Consider the following 20,919-nt stretch of genomic DNA (forward strand, 5'->3'; position numbering starts at 1 on the left):
ACCTTGTTGAGATAACGCGCCTACGACAGGTTGTCGTGTCGTCGGGCACCGCTACTATTACACCGGGTTGCACGACGGGGGCTGACATGACGGATCCGATATCGGGCGCTGCACTTTCTGCTGGGGGACGCGCGGGGGCGAAGGCCGCGCGTGAGTTGAGTGTTGAGTGGCGTCTCGCACGAAATGTCGCTCGGTCCGCTCAGCGCCGCTCCGTGAATGTGAATCAAAAGCAACTGAAGATGGCCCTGTACGACCGAGAAGTCTTCGCTGCGCTGGCCAACTTAGGCGACGTTGACGCCAACGTGAGGGCCCGACTGGACAGTGTCGAGGTGCGAGGTAGCTCGGAGAGCGCGACGGACTTCCTCTTGCCCCTGTTGCGCGAAGCGCACGCCAGGCAGATGAGTGCCGCCGACGCGCAAGCTTTCGCCTACCGAGAGATTGCGGCACCCCTGTCCAAGCTCGTCGAGCAGGCCGCACCTTCAACGGGCCCGGTGCTGTACCTTGCGCCCGCATTGCTCGCAGACGCGGAGCGGCTGGAGGGCGACTTAGGCAAGCCCGCCTTGTCTCGACTTCTGCGGAACGTCAGCTCGCCAGAGACGCGCGTACAACTGTTGCGCGATTGGCTCGAGGTGCGGCCGTCTTGGCTGCCACAAAGCGAGTCGATAGACGCGTGGCTGGGTGAAGTCGCGCTTGACGCCGGCCAGCTGGAGATCGCCCGAAGCTGGTTGGTGGGAGCTTTGGCGGCGGGTGCCACTCCGCGCCCGTACCTTCTGGTTCGAATGGCCACCACTCGCGTCGGTGACGACGAAGCGTTCGCGTTGTTGAAGGAGGTCCGGGGCCACCCGCTCGTGGAGACCGTGATCTTGAGCGAACACGACCTCGAGGCGCGTCAGGCCTTCCTTCGCGAGTGGAGTCCGACTTCAGAGACTCAGCGGGGGCTGTGGGCAGCTCTTAACGTTCAGCAACTCCTCGAAGGCCAGGACCTCGACGGCGCAATCAGGGTTGGTCAGTCGGCGTTCGACGTTGACGGATTCGCGGCGCCGGGCGTGATCGCGGCACAGGCTCTAATCCAACGTTCCATGACGCCGGGACGAGAATCACACGTTGCTGACCTGTCGGCAGCGAGGTCATTGGCTATTCGTGTTCGCGACGCGCGGCGGTCTGAGGGCGTGGCTGCGCCGCGCGCTATTCGGGTAGCGATGCACGCATCAATGCTCCTTATAGATTTCTCCACCGCGCGTGCGCTGTTCACTCCAGCCCCCGACGGACTAGCTACGCCCGAAGAGGCGAGTCATCCCGACGTCCACGAGGCCGCCGTTTCAGTGCTGGCGCAGCTCGGCGACATTTCCGGCGCACTGAAGCTCGTCTCGGATCGGACCCCCGCCGAGGTGGTCCTGCAGCTCAGGGCGACGGAGGCCGAACTCGCTGGTGACGACGATACTGCCCACAGGCTGTGGTCGGAGGCTGTAGATGCACACACCGACTGGGCGGAAAAGACCTCCTTGTGCTTCCATCTCGCAAGCCGCGGTATCGCTCACCGGTTCGTTGACGAGCTGCGGCCGGGCAACGAAGCAATCGCCCATGAGCTGGACACCATCGTGCAACTATTCCAGCGCCGCGCCGGTTCGGAGTCGCGGGCCGAAGCGATGGCGCTGGACAACCCGCGAATTGCGCGAGCTCTCGCCATGTATTACTCCGAGGCGGATCGTCACGACGACAGTCTGCGGCTCGCTGAGCAAGTTGCGCGCCAGTGGGGAGATCCAGACGAGTGGCTGCGGGCCGCACGCTTTTATCTGCGGCGAGGCGAGCATTCAAATGCCATCGACCGTGCGCGGACGGCATTCACAGTAGGCGGCGAGGCTTGGGGGGATCGAGCCTCTGCATTGCGGCTGCAGATAGCTGCTCTCCAGGACACACGTCAGTGGGAAGATGTCGTCTCTGTTGGAAGACTCCTCTTGAGGATTCAACCGGACTCGGCGGATGCTGGCTGGTCCGTAATCTTCGCCCTTCACAAAAGCGCAGATGACGAGCAGGCGTTTGCCACTTGGAAATCGTTGCCGGCGTGTCGCCAACCTGTGAGCGTGCCTGAGGCATCCTTGTGGCTGCATCTCTACCAGCGGTTCGGAACAGAGATGGCGCAGTTCAGCGAGGTTCTCAGCATCATCGAGCGATTCCCGCTTGACGAGCAAGTCCGTCGCCTCGCAATCGGGGCAGCGCTCCTAGCACCGGTGACTGCGCCGGATGTCCAGATCCAGGTCACTGAACTCGCCGAGGAATACCACACGGATTTCCCCAACCACCCGCGACTACTTTGGACGCTCGATCTCGACGGCGAGGACGCAGGCAGCATACTTGCGGCGCTCGACGCAGCCGCCGGCGGGCCGAGGAAGACCAATGAGATCGAGGAGAAGGCGGCAAATGGCACCTTCCCAATCGGGTTACTCAGCATGTGGGCGAAGCGAAGCTACGCCGAGGTGCTCGTCTCACGCCGCGTCGCACCGCGTTTCGGAGGCACAGCAGAGGGAGCTCCTGCAGAGCACAAACTGGTCGAGCAGGCCCTCCGCTCCGGCGTCGCGATAGACACCACCGCGGCCCTCACGCTCGCCTTGCTGCCGGCAGACCTCGGCGAGCTCCTCGCGAAGCTCCCAGCACGACTTCTCGGAACTTACGACCAACTTCGTGACGTTCGTGACGCGTCTCTCCGATTGAAGAACGCGCAAGGAGAGTTCTTCCCCAGCACCGTGGAACGCGAGCCGATGTACTTTGAGGAGTCCCCGGAAGAAGTAGCGAAGCAGCACACGCTGCTCAAAGCGCTCGAGACGCGCTTGCGTCGCTCTGAACGGGCAGACCCGCCGCCTCTCGCGGTGCCGGTCACGTCGCTCGAGAATATTTCTGGCGCTTGGACTGCGGCTATGGACAGGGCGGGCGAGGCGGGGGTGCCGCTGTGGTGCGACGACGCCGCCACTCGTCAGGTCGCGGCCGCGTTGGGGGTCCCTGCCTTCGGTACGCCCGAGCTCACCGCTTATGCTCGCGACAAGAAGCTGATAGCCGCCGATACCGCTGACAGCATCGACGCCGCTTTGATCCATTCGTGCATGGTTGGAGTCCACTACCGACCGGCGGTCTGGCATCTTGCGCTCACCCTGAGCTCATTCCGACCGGAGGGACTAGCCCAAGCCATCCTGTTCGGCGGTCCTGATTACGTCGTCGAGAAGCTGCACCTCGTGCTCGCGGGGATCCGCAACTGTCTGACAGATCCGAACGCATTGTCGGCTTGGGCCAGCGTCGCAGCAAAATTCCTTTCCGACATGACCGCCACCGACGCGGAGGCAGTGGAGAACCTCGTCCTCCTCCTCCAGGCGCTTCTCGCCGTTCCCTGGCTCGCGCCTCACCAGTTCGCCTTTGTCGCCCGCGGCGTGCGGGCACAATCTGGTGACAGATGGTTCCCGGCCCTCCGCGCCGCCGCAGGCAACCACTGGCGTGGTCTCGTCGCCGAAGCGTCCCTCGACGTGAGCGCGTCGTACATCCTGGCGCAGGTAGGCGGGCTCTCGTCTGAGGAGCGACAGTTAGTCCTCGAAGTGGTCCTGCGTAACGAGCGATGAGCGCGTCGGCGGTTCTGTCTTTTGTTTGCGACTTGCTTGTATAGATGTCCCACCACAGCCAGACGCCTTGTTCTAGGCAGGCGGGACGTCCGGAGTCAGGGGGGCTGCCGGTGCTGTCTTGAGCTCGACGAGCACCTCAGCGATGCGTGCGTCGGAACGTTGGTGAGCCGCCTCCCAGCGCTCCTGATCCGCGGGGCTGGCCGCAAGTGTCAGCAACCTCGTCGTCACTGCATTCAGGACTCGGACGAGGATCTGCAGATACTGGTGCGCGTTGATGAGGGGGAGCGAGATAGAGAAATAGCTGAAGCCATCTGCGGCGTGTGGTTGCCGGGCCCCCATCCCGCCGACGGTGAACCCGTGCCCGTGCGCGACGCTGGACAGGTGGGAGTACTTCGCGTCTGCTTCCTTCACGCCGCCAGCGGTCATGACCGCTTCCGCGAGCTTGGAGTACCCGGGCACGGACTCCTTGCGGCCAGCGACGGCCGCTTTGGAGAGATCCTGCTGCGCCGCTTTCAGGACCTCGTCGTAGCCAACCTCCTCGTACGCTCCGTCTGCGACACGGACGAGTCGTCCGGATGTGCGACCGCGGCTGTCCGAGATCTCCTTGAGCCGCATCGCCGCGGCACGATGCTCGAGCTGAGAACCGTCGGCAGATTCAAGCAGCCACCAGGCACGGCCTGCGACCTCCACGAACGCGCGGCACAGCGCAGCCAGAGACGGCCCATACGCCTCTCGCGACCGCAACAGTCGTGCGAAGGCACGATGATGGTCGTTCGCGGTGGCCAGCGCCTGCATGACCGCAGAGAACCCGGTTGACCATGTGCTGGCCGCGCCCAGCCATTCCCGCGCCTGTGCGCCCTCGGCGGGGCCGACGGCCCTGGCGAGATCCGCGAGGACCCGTCGGGCGCAGGTGTCAGCGTCGATGAGCGCGCCTGAGAGCTGACACCGCGCCGGCCACGGGGTCGGAGCGAAAGAGTCCATGGTCGCACTGTATTCCGCGCCGAGGTCGTGTCGGTCGTCGGCGACGGTTACGTAACGCGGGACCGCTACGGTGTCGCCATGACTGATGCCGACGATGACATTCGCTGGCGGGTAGAGCGCCAGTTCTCAGCCATTGTCGACCGGCTCGGCGATAGGGAAGCGTCGGCCGAGGACTCGAGATGGGCGACGCCACGGCCCGGCTCGCCTCTCGCCCATGACGACTCCCGGACCACGTACGACCCTGTGTCGTTTCAGACACATTTTTTCCTCACGGTCGCGCAGGACCATCTGTCGACCATCCGGGAGATCGTGGACGGGCCCGTCGGGATACCGCCGGTGGCTCTATATACGTTGGCGCGGTCGGCTATCGAGTCCGCCGCGTACGGGATCTGGATCCTCAAAGGCGGCAACCACGCGAAGCGGGTCAAACGCTCGCTGCAATTGTCATACGACGCGCAACGCAGCGTCGCTGTCATCGTCGCAGCGACCGGCTCGGCGTACGACGCCGAGTCGGTGTACGCCGAGCTCGAGCAGAACAAGCGAAGCGTGAAGAACATCCCCTCGAGTGCTGACCTGTCCAAGTTGCCCGCGATCTCGACCATCCTTGCGGACGTGGACCTCGACCTGCGGAGTGAGCCGGCGACAGCTCTCGAGGCGTGGCGCATCTGTAGCGGCATGACCCATGCAAACCGGTGGGTGCTGTCCTCCCTGTCGGAGTTGACCGACGTTCCGGACGGCTCGCCCGGTCAGCGCCGGATCGAAGCGAGTGTTGCTGTCCTGGCCACGGTCTTGAAAGCCGCAGTCGAACTTCGGGATCGACTACGGTGGCGCATCGCAAACGCGGGGGAGAGCAGGCTGAACTGACCGTTCCTGCTGCGCCGCGAAGGCCCGCGTGCGAGCGGACGAGAGACAGGCTGGCGGGCTCGGAGGGAGCACGCCAGCCTGTCGTGACCGATTCAGATGACCGGAGCCTGCACCGTTCCTCGGCGGGGAGCTCCGACGAAGCGCTCCTGTTGTCCGCTTTAAGCGCCCTGAGCAACTGGGCCCAATAGAGACGAGATGAGGCAGCGCGTGGGCGCACCTCCCGCTTCCCGCGGAGGCGACGCGCGAGGCTCTGAACCCAAGTTTCACCTATGCCTCGCGCACCGCGGAGGCCCATACCCACGCCCGATACTCGGTCTCGGCAATTTCGAACTGAACCGCCGCTGCCGTTGATGTCCAGCTCGTCACCGTCGCGTCGACGAGCAGAGGGGTGCCACCGAAGCGGACCCACACTTTCGCGCGCTTGGGTTGCGGGTCTTTTGTTACGGGGCGGACGTCGAGTTCAAGCTCTTCGCGACTCAGCGACTGCAGCGGGCCTGCGGTCGTCGCGACGCGCTGCATGATCCGCTCGTCCATGAGTCGGTCGTAGTGGGCTCCGTACCTTCGGTTCGTGCCCATCCGTGCCTCCTCAAGCGGAGACTCAGACTACCGAGTGTCGTATGTATGTTCTACTCTGCTGAGATGCCCGCCACCACCGCACCCACGTTGACCATATGGATGACGGACGACATCCCAGTTCGCATGATCTACGGCCAGCGCCGGTGGCGAGTGTCGGACACCCCGACCCCGTTAGAGACCCGCGACGGGTGCGTCTCGTCGGAGCCGCGGGGATGGCGCTTCCAAGCCACGGATGAGGAAGGCTTCAGCCTCGTGTTCGACGTCTTCAATGAGCGGGACCACTGGCACGTCCACCGCACCTATTCGTGAACGGAAGGAGCTTCGTAGCCGAGATCGTGAAGTTGCGGCTCGGTCGTGAGCCACGAGAGGTCGAGCGACGGGCGTATCGGGATTGGCGGGGCACCATGCATCACGCAAACCAACTCAGCCCGTGAGAGCGCGGTCCCTATACTCCACAGGCCGGCCGGGTCGTGTCTCGGGGTCGGTGTCGGTGTCCCTTCCGAACGTGCTCCTTCCGGAACGGGTCTGGAGTTCGTCGCGGAGGCCCCGATGATTCGGATGGCCATGCTATTGGTCACCTCGGTCGCCGCATACCTTGAGAAGGAGGCTGCGTCCTCGGCCGGGACTCGGCGGAACCACCCGGAGTTCAACTCTCGACGGCGACGTGCGCGAACCCGGCAAAGTCGCGGATCTGCCGGCACCCGGGGTGCGAGAGGCTAGGCGTCATGGAGCTAATCGTTTCACCGCCCTCCTCGCCCGCTACTGCACTGGTCTTGGGTGCCGGCTTCTCGCGTGCTGCCGCACCATCGATGCCATTGACCGACGGCCTCGGTCAGGATGCGCTAACAAGTCTCAGGTGGGATCCTGCGTCGACTCCCACGTTTGCATCCGAAGGCCTCACGTTTGAGACTTGGCTGAGCTGGCTCGCGGAAAGACAACCCGCTGACTCCGAGGCCGAGTATCTATCGGCCCGTGCGCGCTTCTCGGACTTGAGCGCCGCCATAGCTCGGGAAGTCCGGGTAGCGCAGGAAAAGGCAGACGAGACTGGGATGGCCCCTTGGCTAGCTCAACTCGTCGATCTCGCCCACTGGGGTCGATGGGATCTCGTAACGATGAACTACGACACCCTCATCGAGGGGGCAGTTCGTCGCAGCCCTCGTTTCGACTCCGACAGCGCGATAGGGGTTGACGACGTTGTGACTGGGATTCCCAACTCGCACGGGATGTTCCAGGCGGAAACCACGGCATACCGTGACCGAGAAACTCTTCGGCTTCATAAGCTCCACGGCTCCATCGACTGGTACGCGGTGCCCGGGGACGCGTCCGGGATCACGTTGAAGCGGCTGGATTACGGTATCGACCACGAGTCCTCGTATGCGGCGAGGGCGACCATCGGCGGACGGGAGGTGTTCATCGTCCCGCCGACATCAGCAAAGGGCGGCTACTTTGAGAATCCTCGCACCCGGTTCGTCTGGCGTGAAGCTCGACTGGGGCTGGAAAAAGCGGACCGAGTTGTTCTGATTGGTTACTCGATACCGCTGACAGACACAGCGATGATGAACCTTCTCGCGCGGGCGCTGACTGCGGACAAAGAGCTCGTGGTTGTGAACCCAGATGCGAACGCGGTAGCTGACCGCCTCCGAGCGTTGGGTGCGACCAGCCCCGTCCGCCTGTTGGGAGGACTTGACTGCGTGGCGCGTTTTGTCGCAGAGGAAGTCGAACGTGCGAGCGCTCAGTTGCTGCCCGTGCTCCTGGAACGTCTCCTTGACTCCCCAGACAGTCCGGTTGCGGTCGGCTGGGAGCACGGGCCGTGGGGTGCTATTTCATCTGTCGAGCGACGCGATGACGACCAAACCCTGGTGCTCAGAGTCGAGCACCTCGACATGCCTGCAGGATCCATCGGTCGCCCTCCACGAACAAGTCCCGACGAGTACCCGCCGAGGACGCTCGCCCTGTCCGACGTGCTCGACGCCTCTTCGCCGCCCCGACGGATCGTCGCCGTTTCCGAAGGGCGCGAGTGGACAGTCGGGGCGCGCGTTGCGCCGCCGGATCAGGTAGACGACGATTGGGTCGTGTTGCGACCATTAGGGGATCGCCCGGAAAGGTGAGCAGCGCGGGTCCTCAAGGCCGCTCCTCAGATTCCGTACAGCAAACGATTCACCTTCAAGAGCAGTGGATCATTCAACCAATCTGTGCGCTCCCCGGGCCGTTCGGTCGATGCTCCCTGGTCTCGCGGTACCGTCTCGATGATCCGGTTGGCAATGCTGGCGGCCGCCTCGATGAGATCTTGTGCGAGGACCGTAGGTCGGAGCGCGAGCCCGTAGGGCTCTAAGTCGTGTGCGATCCACCTTTCGCGACGGCCAAGCTGCTCGACCGCCAGATTGAATGGCTCGGCGACGGACCGGGGCAGGGTTACGAGTCGCTCTACGCGACCGTTCACATCATCTGACGCGGCTCCAACAGGCTCGTGGTGGACGGTGTTGCGAAGGGCGCTGATGACCTCGCGAAGCGCCGTGAACTGCGCCTCGGCGATAATCAAGCGAGTTTCGGGCGGAATCTGCCGCCGGAAGCTTTTGGACCCGAAGGAGACGTAATGGGCTGGCTGGGGGGCTGGAAGGCAGGCGTTGACCGCACGAGCCAGCGAGTCGAACATGCCCTGCAACGCGACCACTACGCGTTCGATGGAATCCTCGGGCGCATCTACACCGAAGGAACGATGGCGCTGAAGGCTCGACAGCAAAAGTTTGTCGCGCGCGCTCAGCGCCTTACCCAGCCGTTGAGTTGCCGCCCCCACGAGACGGACCGCGCCCTTCCCAGGCGTGCGGGTGTCTTCGGCGAAGAGCGCGGAGGTGCCCGGTAGTAACACGCGGGACTGCATCATCTCGGCCTGCCACGTGGTGACAAGCCCGTCGAGCGAGCCGTCGAGCACTACTCGTCCACGGGCCCGTTGATGAAGGCCGATGACGGCCATGGCATCGAGTATTGCTAACGCGGAGTGAGCGTTCCGCCTGTTCAGAAGGAACACGTTGTCCGTTGCGTACACGTCAGCGTTGAGCGAACGCGCCGCTTCTGCGTCGAGCTGCCGGGCCCTGGCCGCATCGGGGTCGAAGCCTTCGTGCTCCGCCCAGTTGAAGGCGGCAAGGACGTTGTTCCGAGCGTAGGGGACACCGATGAGAGCGATTCCGGTCTCTCGGTGTTCTCGAACGCCGGCATACTCGCCTCCGGTCTCTGGCCCCGGCGGGATGACCTCGTAATCTCCAACCTCGGGGAGGTCTGGTCCAGGAACCCGTCTGAAGACACGAACACCTTGGTCAATTTTCCGAAGGTGACCAAGGTACTGCAGGACGATGTCGGGTAGCTCGGCCTGTGGGTCCACGACGACGCGAAGCATCGGCCACTCCACGCTGGGTGAGAATGGCGCACGATCCGGGACGGACCTTGACGTGAGTTGAAGTGATGGCCACACACTCGGAGTCTGCCACCGCGACACATCAAGCTTTCACCCCCAGTTCCGGCGGACCTTGCGCCGCAACTCGCTGTACTGAGAAAGCGTCGCATCCGTCGGCAGCATCCGGCTGAGCGTCGAGCGCTCCTTGTCGAGGTGTGGCAAAGACTCGATGCGGATCGATCTGGGCGACGCGACATGACGCAGGTGCCGCTCTCGGCGGTGTCGATGGCCTCGGCTAACGTGCCCTCGTGCCGGAACGGGTCGAGGCGTGGTGGGCGCGCCGTCAGTGGTCGAAGGGCCTCGACGTGCCCTACCCGGTGGGTACCTACCGCGAAGCGTGGGCCGCGTTCCCGGCGCTCATCCGGCAGTACCACCCGGAGCCTAACGCCGGCATCACCCTGACTCAGGTCCCACCCGCGGCCGAGGTGCTCCTGCTCTGGGAATGCGACAGCGGCGGTCACCGGTTCGTGGCCACCCCGACGGAGCAGCGGATGCGGTCAGGCCGGGAGCGACGCCGAAGCGCTTGGTGCCCGGAATGCTCTGAGGCGGCGAACCCGACGAGGATGGTCGCGCTACCGATGCGAGAGACGGTCACCTCGCCCGTCGGGCCGGGCGTCCTACGGCGGCGGCGACCTCGTCCAAAGATGCAGCTGTGCGCGAAGACCCCGGGTCTCCCGGTTGGCACCGCGTTCATCTCCGAGTGCGCCCCGAAGCCGTCGTCCGCCGTCGAAGCTCAGATGCGCGCGGACCTGTTCGCCCGGCTCGCACTGACGCCGTCGTTGAACGCGGTGCGTGTCCAACGCCCGTTCTTCGAGCATCTTGAGGTGTGGCCGGACTTCGCCCTCACCGAGCTGCGGGTGGCCATCGAGTACGACTCGACCGGACGCCACGGGCTCGAGCACGTTGGGAAGCGGGAGCAGACCGACCGTCGGAAGGACCGTGTGCTCCGGGCCGCCGGGTGGGAGGTCATCCGCATCCGGACTGGAAAGCTCGAGTGCCTCGGGCCGCTCGACCTCCAGATGAGTACCTGGAACGCGAAGGGCCTCGACCATCTCATCGATGGTCTGCGCGCAGTGCGGGGTGAGCTTCTCGTGAACGCATACCTGCGCTGAGCACATCCCAGCTGCGTCAGGGTTCGGTGGGGAAGCGACCGAGCGCTGTGGCGGGCAAATTCGACCCGATACTCAGCGCAACGCGGTCGCCCGGAACCCGGCGACGAGGAGTTCGATGGCGGGGGTGAGCGACGCATCGTCGCGCGTGGAGAGCCATTGCTCGATGGCGCCGCGTGCTGCGACCTGCAGCGCGGTGACGAGGGTCGGTGTCGTCGTGGGTAGCTCCGCGCCCCGTGCGTGCGCCCATTCTTCGACGCGCGCGGTGATCTCCTCGCGGTGCACTCGTGCTTGTTTCTGGAATGTCTCGGCGTGTTCCGGGGTCGCGCGTACAGTTGTCATCAGTTCGGCGAGGCACTCGTGGCGTCTGGGGTTGGCGCGGACGACATCCACGACGGCGCGGATGGCGGCGGTGGCGGCGACGTCCAGCGGCATATCCAGCAACGGGGCTGACCAGGCTTGCACGATGACCTTGTTCGATTCCCGCTCGACGAGGGCGGCGACCAGCCCCGCCTTGGACCCGAACGCGTAGGTCACGACGCGATGGGAAACGTCTACGCGGTCGGCGACTGATCTGAGCGAGAGCGCGGACACCCCGTCGTCCACCATCACATCGACCGCTGCGTCCAACAGCTGCTCGCGCCGGTCGTCCATCTGCAGGTATGTTCTGCGCCCGCGCCGGTAGTCGCCCATATATCGACGGCACCACGCCCACCTGGCCCAATGCAACCCCGCCCGCTGGGGCGGGTGGCGCTTGCCATACGCAGCCGGTTCCGGCCCTCAGCGCGACGTCGACGAGAGTTGGGAGACTGCTCGCCTTCAGCCAACGGTAGGACCTTCGGCTCTACCCTCTCCTGGCGAGCTGAGCGACCTTGTATAGGCGGCCGGTTGGTCGCTACAAGGCCCGGAGGGCACCCCATGACTGTTTCTGATACCGCCCGCCGCGGCGCCGCGTCTGAACCCAACCCGGAGACCGTACCTACCCCGCCCGTAGGCGGTCGAGCGGGTCGCCGCGTTCTCGCTGTGTTGCGTGTCGCCACCGGTTTCATTTTCCTGTGGGCATTCTTCGACAAGACATTCGGGCTTGGGTTTTCCACCCCCGCCGAGCGCGCTTGGGTCGCGGGCGGAACCCCTAGCCAAGGTTTCCTTCTCAGCGATTCGGTGGTTGGCCCGTTGAAGGGTCTCTTCGCGGCCATCGCAAGCCCGACCAGCGACGTACTGTTCCAGCTCTCCATGCTCGGGATCGGCACAGCCGTCATCTTGGGTATCGGACTCCGCGTCAGCGCGGTCACAGGAACCCTGGTGATGGTGCTGATGTACCTCGCAGAATGGCCTTACATCGCGAATGCGGCATCGACGAATCCCCTCGTGGACTACCACATCATTTATGCGCTCGCGCTTGTCGTACTGGCTGTCCTCCATGCCGGTGACACGTGGGGGCTTGGCGGATGGTGGAAGAATCTGTCGGTCGTGCAGCGGATGCCGTGGCTCGTCTGACCAGGCAAGATAGTCAGACTCTGTCACGGGTCTGCGTCGGTCCGTAAGCGCCAGGGACCGGACCTCAGTCGTGGCGGGGATGAACCGTGCGCTTGGGCTCGGAGCCTCGGACTTCCGGCCCTGCTAACGCTTCCGCACGATGCGTAGCGTTTCATCCAGGAGCGAGAACACGAGCGCGTCCGCGGTAGCGAATCTTCCTCTTCGCAGTCCGACGAACGCGTGGACCCGTGGTGGCGCCTAATCCATCGCGGGCGGGCGGAGCTCGGTCTGCAGCACAGCAGCCTGCGTGCGTCTTTCCAGTCCCAGCTTGCTGAGAACGTTGGACACGTAGTTCTTGATGGTCTTCTCCGCAAGGCCGAGTTCGGCGCCGATCTGACGATTGGTCATACCGTCGGCGATGAGAGCGAGTATCTGCCGCTCTCGTGCGGTGAGAGCGGCGAGCCGGGGGTCCACGTCGCCCTCTCCCCGCAGACGTGCGGTGACAGCCTCAACGACGCCTGGTTCGAGGAGTGTCACGCCCGCGGCGGTTGCGCGGATGGCCTCGACGAGGCCGGCACCGCGTACGTCCTTTAGGACGTATCCCGAGGCACCCGCGATGACTGCGGCGTACAGTGCTTTGTCGTCGTCGTACGCGGTGAGGATGAGGCACCGGATCTGCGGGTCACGAGCGCGTACATCTCGGCACACGTCGATACCGCTTCCGTCGGGGAGCCGGACGTCGAGGACCGCGACGTCTGGGCGGAGGGCGAGGATGCGCGGGAGTCCCTCGGTGGCCGTGCCCGCTTGTCCGATGACGTCTATGTCGGCCTCTGCGTTGAGGAGGCCTGCGAGCCCGCGTCGGACAATTTCGTGGTCGTCGACGAGGAACACCCGGACGTCGTTCATCACGCCGCCGCTGGTTGCGAGAAGGGGACCATCCACCGCACCCGTGTATCGCCTGGGACGCTAATCACCGTGAAGGTGCCTGAGCGGTTCTCCGCGCGTTGCTCGAGGTTCGCCAGTCCGCTCCGTCGACCTTTGTCGGTGAAGCCGTGCCCGTCGTCTCTAACTTCGAGGAGTATCTGCCCGTCCGCGGCGGTGAGTTGAAGGATGGTCGAGTTGGCGTGTGCGTGACGGGCGATGTTGGTGAGTGCTTCGCGGGCGACGGCCAGGACGTCGTCCGCGAGATGCCCGGTGATGAGGAGGTCGACGGGCCCGGCGAAGCTGATGTTGGGCGTGCGCGCCAGAAGCGGCGCGAGCTCGTGAGCGAGGTCGAGGATACGGTGCCTCACGCTGACGGTCTCCTCCTCGCGGGCGTTGAGCGCGAAGATGACAGTCCGGATGTGAGAGATGCTGAGGTCCAGGTTGTCGACGGCGCGCGCGATTCGTGCCACGGCCGGCCCGGAGGGCAGGCTTCCGGCGGTTTGATGCAGGTCGAGGCCGGTTGCGAAAAGCTCCTGAATGACGTGGTCGTGGAGATCTCGGGCGATGCGTCCGCGGTCCTCCAGGAGGACCATCCGTTGCTGTGCTGCCCGAGCGGCGGAGAGCTCCATTGCGACGCTGACATAGTCCGCGAAGTCCGAGACCATGCCGATGTCAGCGACGGTGAAGCTCGTTCGACCCACCTCACGGGTCACCACCAAAACGCCCAGGGTCCGCGCAGCTGCGATGAGGGGAACGGCAAGGGCGGGGCCGCCCGCGGTAGGGACACCTCCGCTGCGAGTAACCGGGAAGCTGTCCAGCAGGCGTGGCTGTCGTCCTTCTATGACGCTGGCGGAGATCGACCCCCTCGCGGGGACGAGTTGCCCCTCAAAGGCGTCCGCCCCGACACCTCGGGCGACGCCTATGCGAAGCATGTCGGGGTCGTCGGTGGGGAAGACGATGCCCACCAAGTCGGCCTCGGCGAGGTCGAGGATGCGGGTGGCGACCAGACCTATGACGTCGTCGGTTTCGCTGGACAGTATCGCGGCGGTCGTCTCGGCGGCGGCTTGTGCCCACCGTTGACGAAGCTGTGTCTCGGCGAAGAGGTGCGCGTTTTCGATGGCGACTCCGGCGGTCGCGGCGAGGGAGGTGGTGAGGTGTTCGTCGTTGGAGGTGAAATGGCCGGCGCGCGCGTTCGTCAGATAAAGGTTCCCGAATACGCGGTCTCTCACCCGGATCGGCACCCCCAGGAACGACCCCATCGGCGGGTGAGAAGCGGGGAAGCCGATTGCCCGAGGGTCGTCGGCGCTGTGTCGTAGGCGGATGGGGTCTGCCGCGGCGATGACCGCGCCGAGGAGACCGTGCCCCGCAGGGGGATGGCCGATAGCGTCTGCGGTTTTCACCTCCATCCCCACGTGAATGAATTGGTTGATGGATCCATCGCTGCCGATGACGCCTAGGGCGCCGTACTCGGCGTCGACCAGTTCGACGGCGGACTCAACGACCCGACGGAGCACCGCAGGCAGGTCGATGTCCTCGACGATGGCACGGTTTGCCCGAAGGAGCGCTCTGAGCTGAGTGGAGATACCGTCTGCCCACGGCGGGCGGTCGCGCGGTGGCAGTGGATCCAGCTGTGGCATGAGAACCCCGCTCTGCCATCGGTCGATTGACCCAGCTTCGTGTCCATCATCGCCGGTCTGGTTCCGCCTGGTAACCCCCCTCCGACCGAGCCCTACGGAAGTCGGTCACCCTTTTCGGTCGTGGGACGTTCGGCCCTGGGGGACGTGTACGCCGGCGGCCAGGCTGAGTACTGGAGGTAAGAGTGATGACAGGCGTTGTTCTCGTCGGTGTTGACGGATCAGGACCCAGCCGAGCCGCGACTACATGGGCAGAAGAACGCGCCGTGCGGTTGGGGCTGGATCTGACACTCCTCCATGTGGTCCAACCCATAAACGAGGAAGCAGACGCGGAGCCTCGTACTTCGCGGTTCTCGCTCGCGGATGCGGTTGCGTCGTCCCGCTCGGTTCCCGGTATAAAGAAGGTGACCGGCGAGACTTGCGCCGGCGACCCGATGGAAGAGCTGACGGCCGCATCCATCGGTGCGGACGTGGTCGTTGTGGGCAGCCATAAGACCGGGTTTCTTCACGGTCGCGTTTTCGGCTCACGCAGCCTTCGTCTCCTGGCCTCAGCTGTCTGCCCGGTTGCGGTGGTCCCCGAACCCACCGGACGTACTCGTCGCGGCGTTGCCGTGGGCGTCGACGGCTCCGACGCAAGCCGGGACGCGGTGCGTTTCGCGGCGAAAGAGGCCGCAGCGCTCGGACAACCGCTGATGTTGGTCTGTGGTGGCGGGTATGCACCCGCCTCTGCCGTCGGCATCGATGTCGTCAGCCGTGCCGACCGTCTCTTGGCTGCTGCGCGAGACATCGCCGTGAGGGCGGCGCCCTCGGTTCGGGTTGTGCTTCGGCCGCTCGCCCGTCCCGCGGCGGAGGCGCTCGCTGATGCTGCCCCCACCAGCATCCTGCTTGTTGTGCCGATATCGGCGGGCTCGGGCGCGATGATTGGGCCCACTGCCCATGACGTGCTGATGAACCTCGCCGGGCCGACACTTTTCCTCCCGGCGCGCTAACGCGGCGATGGCTACGGCGTTTCTGCGCCCCACGTCCATTCGGCGACGACGGGGATGTCCTCGCCGTGTTCGCGTGTGTAGGCGCGCGCCGAGAGGCGAGCGTCTTGCATCTCTTGACGGAGTATCGCCTCGCGGGCGGCAAGCCCTGGGACGCGGTCTAGTACGTCGATGACCAGTCGGTACCGGTCGAGGTCGTTGAGCATCACCATGTCGAATGGCGTGGTCGTAGTGCCTTCCTCGATAAAGCCGCGCACGTGCAGGTTCGCGTGACCTCGCCGACGGTACGTCAGGCGATGGATCAGCCAGGGGTAGCCGTGGTAGGCGAAGATCACCGGACGGTCCGTGGTGAAGATCGCGTCGTACTCGGCATCGCTGAGACCGTGCGGATGCTGGTCTTCGCTTTGGAGTCGCATGAGGTCGACGACGTTCACGACCCGCACCTTGAGGGCGGGGACAGCCGTTCGGAGGAGGCTCGCGGCGGCGAGGACTTCGATGGTGGGTACGTCACCCGCGCACGCGAGGATGACGTCTGGTTCTTCTCCGTGCCGTTCTGTTCCGGCCCAGTCGAAGATGCCCAGCCCGCGGGTGCAGTGCTGGACGGCGTCGGGCATGGAGAGCCAGTTCGCCTCGGGTTGTTTCCCTGCGACGACGACGTTGACGTAGTCGACGGAACGTAAGCAGTGGTCGTACGTCGAGAGCAACGTGTTGGCGTCGAACGGCAGGTAGACGCGGACGATGTCGGCCTTCTTGTTCATGACGTGGTCGATGAAGCCGGGGTCTTGATGCGATGCGCCGTTGTGGTCCTGTCGCCACACGTGCGAGCTGAGCAGGTAGTTCAGCGATGAGATCGGTTGACGCCAAGCGATGGCGCGCGAGGACTTTAGCCATTTCGCGTGCTGGTTGAACATGGAGTCGACGATGTGGATGAACGCTTCGTAGGAGTTGATGAGTCCGTGCCGGCCGGTGAGGAGGTACCCCTCCAGCCAACCTTCGCACTGATGTTCTGAGAGCATCTCCACTACCCGGCCGGAGCGGGCGAGGTGGTTGTCCATATCCGCGTCTTCACGCTCCGCGTCCCACTGCTTATCGGTCACCTCGAAGACGGCCTGGAGACGGTTGGAGGCGGTTTCATCGGGGCCGAAGATGCGGAAGTTGTCGGGGTTGGCGACGATGACATCACGCAGCCAGGTTCCGAGGACGGCGGTTGCGGAAGCGGTGGTTGCGCCCGGTGCGGGAACGTCGACGCCATACTCGCGGAAGTCGGGGAGTCGGAGCGGTCGACGGAGCAGTCCGCCGTTCGCGACCGGGTTGGCACTCATCCGCCGGTCTCCGTCCGGTGCCAGCGCGGTGGCCAGGGGAACGACAGCTCCCGCTTGGTCGAAGAGCTCCTCGGGCCGGTAAGACCGCAACCATCCCTCCAGGACGGCGACGTGCGCCGGAGTGTCGCGGGCATTCGCCAGCGGCACTTGATGCGAGCGCCAACTGTTCTCCGCCGGCTTGCCGTCGATGAAAGCGGGACACGTCCACCCCTTGGGGGTGCGCAGGATAATCATCGGCCACGCCGGGCGGCCCTCAAGGCGACCCGAGCGCGCGTCCGTTTTGATCCGCGCGATCTGGTCCATCACCTCGTCCAAGACCGCGGCGAAGCGACGATGAACTTCGCGGGGATCCTCGCCGTCGAAGCCGCCCGACACCAGGTAGGGGGTGTGCCCATACCCGCGCATGAGCTGGTCGAGTTCGTGGTCGGGGATCCGGGCGAGGACTGTGGGGTTGGCGATCTTGTATCCGTTGAGGTGGAGGATCGGGAGAACCACCCCGTCGCGAAGGGGGTCGATGAATTTGTTCGAGTGCCAGCTGGTGGCCAGCGGACCGGTCTCTGCCTCGCCGTCACCGACGACGGCCGCCACCAGGAGGTCGGGGTTGTCGAAAACAGCGCCGTAAGCGTGGGAGAGGGAGTATCCGAGTTCGCCACCTTCGTGGATGGATCCGGGAGTCTCGGGGGCCACATGGCTCGGGATGCCGCCGGGGAAGGAGAACTGTCGGAACAGTTTCCGCACGCCGTCCATCGTGTGGTCGATGTCGTCGTAGACCTCGCTGTAGGTGCCGTCGAGATAGGTGTTCGCCACCAGGCCCGGCCCGCCGTGTCCAGGGCCGGTGATGAAGATCGTGTTCAGGTCACGGTCACGGATCACGCGGTTGAGATGGGCGTAGAGGAAGTTCAGACCTGGTGTGGTTCCCCAGTGACCGAGCAACCGCGGCTTGATGTGGGCCGGGGCGAGGGGTTCTCGGAGGAGCGGATTGTCGAGGAGGTAGATCTGGCCGATGGAGAGGTAGTTCGCGGCTCGCCACCACGCGTCGAGTTCGTCCAGCGAGCGGTCGGTGATGATCTGGGTGGCGAGTGCGGTCCATGCGCCGGGTGAGTCGAGGGTGTGGGTGGTCATGTCGGCATGCCTACCGAGAGGGCGGCGGCCAGGTCGGGAGACGACAGGTGCTGTGGCTGCTGTGGGGCATCCGGGCGGCCGATGATGAACAGAGGCACCCGAGTGTTGAGGACGAGTTCGTGGCTGACAGAACCGAGCCGGAAGCGTTGCCAGCCGGACAGCCCGCGGTTGCCGACGACGATGATGGCCGGGCTGGGGGATAGATCGAGCAGGGCGCGTGCGGCGTGCCCGCGGACGAGGTGTGATTTCATCTGCACTGTCGGAAAGTGGGCTGCTGCGAGGTTACTGGCTGCATCGAGGATGCTTCGATGCTCGCCCTCCAGGTCGGAGACGAAGGCGGAGTCGAGGGTTGACAGGGTGTCGTGTAGGACAGGTTTCGTCCATGCGTGAACCAGGTGCAGTGTCTCGCCACGTCTGGCGGCCTCAGCGGCGGCGGTGAGCACTGCGTCGTTGGATGGGTCGAAGCCGTCGACGCCGACGGCGACCCCGGTCAGTGACGGGTCGATGGTGGAGGGGACGATTGTGACCGGCCCATGAGCGAGGGCGGGTAGGTGTGCGCCTACCGAGTAGTCGAATCGAAGTCGTGGTCCCTTTCGGTCTTCGGTGCCGATGACCATGAGGGTGTCGGGTTGGCTGAGCTCCGACAGGGCATGCAGCACGAAGCCGTGGACGACCTTGCCTCGTATTGCTACGTCGGGGGCGGAGTCGCTCACGTCGTTGATGAGCCGCTGCACGGCGCGTTCGTCGAAGGCAATCGTCGTGGCGGTAATCTCCGAGTCGGTGTCGGCCAGAGGCTCGTCCGCCACCATCACCACATCGACGTGCCCTGGTGTTGGGCCGCTCTTCTCCCGTGCCACTGCCCATTCCAAGGCGGCCCGGGAAGGGGGACTGCCGTCCCAGCCGACGACGACGTGGACGGGCGGTTGAGTTGGTGTTGAGCGGGGGCTGAGGCCCGTCATGTCGTCGTTCGGTAGGGCGGATGCTGCCGGCGTCAGGGCAGTGGAGTGGGGGGCGGGTCGCGGGATGATAACGGTCGGCGCGTCGAGATTGAGCAGGATGTCGTAGCTGGCTGTGCCGAGCAGCATCCGTTCGATGCTTGTTGCGCGGCCATCGCCGATCACAAGGAGCGAGCATCCTGCGGATGCCCTCAATAGCGCCTGTCCTGGGGCTTCGTCGACAACGGAGCCAACGACGAGCAGTTCCGGGTGACGTCTGCGGGCCTCGTTGACGGCCGCGGTCAGGACATCGGTGTGTTGTGCGTTTGCTTCTGCCAGCGAGGGGGCCGGCGGCATTGCGCGGTCGCGCCACAGCGACGAGGAGTGCCACGCGTGGACGACGTGCAGTGTCTGGCTCATTTTCGCAGCGTGGGCTGCGGCGAAAATCAAGGCCGAATGGGCCCCGTCCGAGTCGTCCACCCCGACGACGACGCCGGTCTGGCTCTCCTCGTACTCGTTCGCGATGATGGCCACCGGCCCGGTCGCGAACGCAGCCAAGCGCGCGCCGACGCTCCATCCGGCGCGGAAGCGCAATACGCTCCGGTGGCGGTCCCCGACTGCCAGAACTGTGCCGGGGCCCGTGAAGCGGGCTAGCTCTGCGACGGGGTCGCCGACGATGATGCGGGTCTCCACGGTGACGTTCTCATCGAACTCCCGGGTCTCTTCGGCGGCGGTTTCAATTGAGATGTCGTCTTCGGGCGGTTCGACTCTTCGCGGATCCAGCCCGTCGAGCAGCACCGTCTCGCGGACGACCTGCACGAGCAGGATCGAGGTCGAGTTCTGGCCTTGTGCCCATCTCAGCGCTCGACGCGCTGAGATGGATCCGTCCCATCCGATGACAATCGCAGCGTCCATGGAGCGTTCCTTTCGTGGCAGCCGGAACCGGCTACCTCCACAGTCCGTGAGGAGCGTTCCCGGGCGACAGGGCCGAACGTCCCGCCCTAGGGGTCACGGATCGGAATGGATGACCTCAGCGCGAGAGGCGGTCTTTGCGCACGTCCACCTCGAGGAAAGGTGCGAAGTGCGGGATCGCTCGGGGTTTGGCGGAGCGGGGTGCCTCGACCCGAACGACGACGGCGAGTTCCTCTGCAGGGCCGCGGTGCGTCGGCGAGCTTTTCCGGCTGCGAAACGTCCGACCATTCACGGTCCTCGGTGTGAGCCTGAGGAAGTTTTGCTTGTCAGTGGGGTTTGCTGAGACGAGCGACAGAACTCCGGATTCCTCGATATCGAAGTCCACACTCATCCGCTCAGCGATACCCCGCACGACCACGCTCCACCGCAGTCCGTCATGGTCCCCGTCCACCTCGAACGCGACGTCAGGGTTGTTCGCAATGCCCCGAAGTTTCGCACCGGGTGCGGAGCGCATAAAGATGTGGCCGTCCGCGGCGAGATAGTTGAGGGGAAACAGGTCTGGCACGCCGTCGACACCGTCTATGGCGATCCTGCCGAAGTCGGCCCGTTCGAGAAGGTGCCAGCAATCATCGACCGACAGGCTCTCAACCCCGAGCGGCGACGGGGTGGGCGAGGGCACCCGGTGCTTCAGCAAGTAGGGATTGACGCCCCAGATCCCGGCGGGCGGAAAGGGCGTCCCTGGGTTCGGAGCCGTGGGGCGAGATGTCGTCATGAGAAGGTCCTTTCGTCTAGCAGAACCAGCAAACGTCGTAGGCCAATCCACCGGTAGGGGCGAAGGTCCCTTCAGAGCGTCGGACCAGCGACGCGCGTGCCGCACACGGCAAGCGAGAGCAAGGACGTGTGGGCCGTGGCGCAGCCGGTTATGTTCGGGGCCGGAAGCGTGCGCGCGTGTAGCCGTAGCTGCCGAGGCCGGTGCCGTCTCCGAGTGCGGACACCTGTCCCGTTTCATCGGCCACCCACGTGCGCCT

General features: G+C 65.0%; 16 protein-coding genes. 7 read left to right on the forward strand and 9 right to left on the reverse strand.

Annotation, left to right across the window (positions count from 1 at the left end; genetic code table 11):
* Positions 1-239 precede the first annotated feature (239 nt).
* A complete protein-coding gene (locus tag FVP77_RS02250; protein ID WP_147893054.1) occupies positions 240-3,602 on the forward strand; it encodes a PIN domain-containing protein in 3,363 nt (1,120 codons plus the stop codon).
* A 72-nt stretch (positions 3,603-3,674) separates the two neighbouring features.
* Here the strand turns inward: FVP77_RS02250 and FVP77_RS02255 are convergent, their stop codons facing one another.
* The gene (locus tag FVP77_RS02255; protein ID WP_147893055.1) at positions 3,675-4,583 is read right to left on the reverse strand and encodes a hypothetical protein; all 909 of its coding nucleotides are present in this window, start codon (positions 4,581-4,583) and stop codon (positions 3,675-3,677) included.
* Between the two features lie 78 nt (positions 4,584-4,661).
* Here FVP77_RS02255 and FVP77_RS02260 point away from each other — a divergent pair, with 78 nt between their 5' ends.
* A complete protein-coding gene (locus tag FVP77_RS02260; protein WP_147893056.1) occupies positions 4,662-5,447 on the forward strand; it encodes a hypothetical protein in 786 nt (261 codons plus the stop codon).
* Positions 5,448-5,714: 267 nt separating this feature from the next.
* Here the strand turns inward: FVP77_RS02260 and FVP77_RS02265 are convergent, their stop codons facing one another.
* Positions 5,715-5,981, reverse strand: a complete 267-nt coding sequence (locus tag FVP77_RS02265; RefSeq protein ID WP_246133941.1) for a hypothetical protein — start codon at positions 5,979-5,981, stop codon at positions 5,715-5,717.
* Positions 5,982-6,086: 105 nt separating this feature from the next.
* Between FVP77_RS02265 and FVP77_RS02270 the strand changes: the two genes are divergently transcribed.
* Together FVP77_RS02270 and FVP77_RS02275 are read left to right on the forward strand one after the other, a co-directional pair.
* The gene (locus FVP77_RS02270; protein ID WP_147893058.1) at positions 6,087-6,332 is read left to right on the forward strand and encodes a hypothetical protein; all 246 of its coding nucleotides are present in this window, start codon (positions 6,087-6,089) and stop codon (positions 6,330-6,332) included.
* Between the two features lie 803 nt (positions 6,333-7,135).
* Complete coding sequence (locus tag FVP77_RS02275) at positions 7,136-8,131, forward strand: SIR2 family protein (protein ID WP_187266783.1); 996 nt, start codon at positions 7,136-7,138, stop codon at positions 8,129-8,131.
* A 26-nt stretch (positions 8,132-8,157) separates the two neighbouring features.
* Here FVP77_RS02275 and FVP77_RS02280 read toward each other — a convergent pair whose 3' ends face one another.
* Positions 8,158-9,414: a hypothetical protein gene (locus tag FVP77_RS02280; RefSeq protein WP_147893060.1), complete on the reverse strand. Its 1,257-nt coding sequence runs from the start codon at positions 9,412-9,414 to the stop codon at positions 8,158-8,160.
* Between the two features lie 305 nt (positions 9,415-9,719).
* On the opposite strand from FVP77_RS02280, the gene FVP77_RS02285 reads away from it, so the two are divergent.
* Entirely contained in the window at positions 9,720-10,583 is an 864-nt protein-coding gene (locus FVP77_RS02285) for a zinc-ribbon domain-containing protein (RefSeq protein ID WP_147893061.1), read from the forward strand.
* Between the two features lie 72 nt (positions 10,584-10,655).
* On the opposite strand, the gene FVP77_RS02290 is transcribed toward FVP77_RS02285, so the two are convergent.
* Positions 10,656-11,273 (reverse strand): TetR/AcrR family transcriptional regulator, encoded by a 618-nt coding sequence (locus tag FVP77_RS02290; RefSeq protein WP_147893062.1) that lies wholly within the window; start codon positions 11,271-11,273, stop codon positions 10,656-10,658.
* A 225-nt stretch (positions 11,274-11,498) separates the two neighbouring features.
* On the opposite strand from FVP77_RS02290, the gene FVP77_RS02295 reads away from it, so the two are divergent.
* Positions 11,499-12,077, forward strand: coding sequence for a DoxX family protein (locus FVP77_RS02295; protein WP_147893063.1), 579 nt, complete (start codon positions 11,499-11,501; stop codon positions 12,075-12,077).
* 237 nt (positions 12,078-12,314) lie between these two features.
* On the opposite strand, the gene FVP77_RS02300 is transcribed toward FVP77_RS02295, so the two are convergent.
* Both FVP77_RS02300 and FVP77_RS02305 read right to left on the reverse strand, forming a co-directional pair.
* Positions 12,315-12,962: a response regulator gene (locus tag FVP77_RS02300; protein ID WP_147894402.1), complete on the reverse strand. Its 648-nt coding sequence runs from the start codon at positions 12,960-12,962 to the stop codon at positions 12,315-12,317.
* Positions 12,962-14,617, reverse strand: coding sequence for a GAF domain-containing sensor histidine kinase (locus FVP77_RS02305; RefSeq protein WP_147893064.1), 1,656 nt, complete (start codon positions 14,615-14,617; stop codon positions 12,962-12,964). The genes FVP77_RS02300 and FVP77_RS02305 overlap by 1 nt, the downstream gene beginning before the upstream one ends.
* Positions 14,618-14,802: 185 nt before the next feature.
* On the opposite strand from FVP77_RS02305, the gene FVP77_RS02310 reads away from it, so the two are divergent.
* A complete protein-coding gene (locus tag FVP77_RS02310) occupies positions 14,803-15,603 on the forward strand; it encodes a universal stress protein (protein ID WP_147893065.1) in 801 nt (266 codons plus the stop codon).
* Positions 15,604-15,614: 11 nt separating this feature from the next.
* On the opposite strand, the gene FVP77_RS02315 is transcribed toward FVP77_RS02310, so the two are convergent.
* The 3 genes from FVP77_RS02315 to FVP77_RS02325 all read right to left on the reverse strand — a co-directional run bounded on the left by FVP77_RS02315 (position 15,615) and on the right by FVP77_RS02325 (position 20,663).
* Complete coding sequence (locus tag FVP77_RS02315) at positions 15,615-18,044, reverse strand: phosphoketolase family protein (protein WP_147893066.1); 2,430 nt, start codon at positions 18,042-18,044, stop codon at positions 15,615-15,617.
* Complete coding sequence (locus FVP77_RS02320) at positions 18,041-19,894, reverse strand: universal stress protein (RefSeq protein WP_147893067.1); 1,854 nt, start codon at positions 19,892-19,894, stop codon at positions 18,041-18,043. Before FVP77_RS02320 ends, FVP77_RS02315 begins: the two co-directional genes overlap by 4 nt.
* A 115-nt stretch (positions 19,895-20,009) precedes the next feature.
* Complete coding sequence (locus FVP77_RS02325) at positions 20,010-20,663, reverse strand: pyridoxamine 5'-phosphate oxidase family protein (protein WP_187266784.1); 654 nt, start codon at positions 20,661-20,663, stop codon at positions 20,010-20,012.
* Between the last annotated feature and the right edge of the window lie 256 nt (positions 20,664-20,919).

The organism is Microbacterium hatanonis, from assembly GCF_008017415.1.
Lineage (GTDB): Bacteria > Actinomycetota > Actinomycetes > Actinomycetales > Microbacteriaceae > Microbacterium > Microbacterium hatanonis.

Coding starts and splice junctions, on each gene's coding strand:
- FVP77_RS02250 (WP_147893054.1), top strand. CDS start 240: ATGGCCCTGTACGACCGAGAAGTCTTCGCTGCGCTGGCCAACTTAGGC.
- FVP77_RS02320 (WP_147893067.1), bottom strand. CDS start 19,894: ATGGACGCTGCGATTGTCATCGGATGGGACGGATCCATCTCAGCGCGT.
- FVP77_RS02305 (WP_147893064.1), bottom strand. CDS start 14,617: ATGCCACAGCTGGATCCACTGCCACCGCGCGACCGCCCGCCGTGGGCA.
- FVP77_RS02275 (WP_187266783.1), top strand. CDS start 7,136: ATGAACTACGACACCCTCATCGAGGGGGCAGTTCGTCGCAGCCCTCGT.
- FVP77_RS02260 (WP_147893056.1), top strand. CDS start 4,662: ATGACTGATGCCGACGATGACATTCGCTGGCGGGTAGAGCGCCAGTTC.
- FVP77_RS02300 (WP_147894402.1), bottom strand. CDS start 12,962: ATGAACGACGTCCGGGTGTTCCTCGTCGACGACCACGAAATTGTCCGA.
- FVP77_RS02265 (WP_246133941.1), bottom strand. CDS start 5,981: ATGGACGAGCGGATCATGCAGCGCGTCGCGACGACCGCAGGCCCGCTG.
- FVP77_RS02290 (WP_147893062.1), bottom strand. CDS start 11,273: ATGGGCGACTACCGGCGCGGGCGCAGAACATACCTGCAGATGGACGAC.
- FVP77_RS02310 (WP_147893065.1), top strand. CDS start 14,803: ATGACAGGCGTTGTTCTCGTCGGTGTTGACGGATCAGGACCCAGCCGA.
- FVP77_RS02255 (WP_147893055.1), bottom strand. CDS start 4,583: ATGGACTCTTTCGCTCCGACCCCGTGGCCGGCGCGGTGTCAGCTCTCA.
- FVP77_RS02325 (WP_187266784.1), bottom strand. CDS start 20,663: ATGACGACATCTCGCCCCACGGCTCCGAACCCAGGGACGCCCTTTCCG.
- FVP77_RS02280 (WP_147893060.1), bottom strand. CDS start 9,414: ATGCTTCGCGTCGTCGTGGACCCACAGGCCGAGCTACCCGACATCGTC.
- FVP77_RS02270 (WP_147893058.1), top strand. CDS start 6,087: ATGCCCGCCACCACCGCACCCACGTTGACCATATGGATGACGGACGAC.
- FVP77_RS02295 (WP_147893063.1), top strand. CDS start 11,499: ATGACTGTTTCTGATACCGCCCGCCGCGGCGCCGCGTCTGAACCCAAC.
- FVP77_RS02315 (WP_147893066.1), bottom strand. CDS start 18,044: ATGACCACCCACACCCTCGACTCACCCGGCGCATGGACCGCACTCGCC.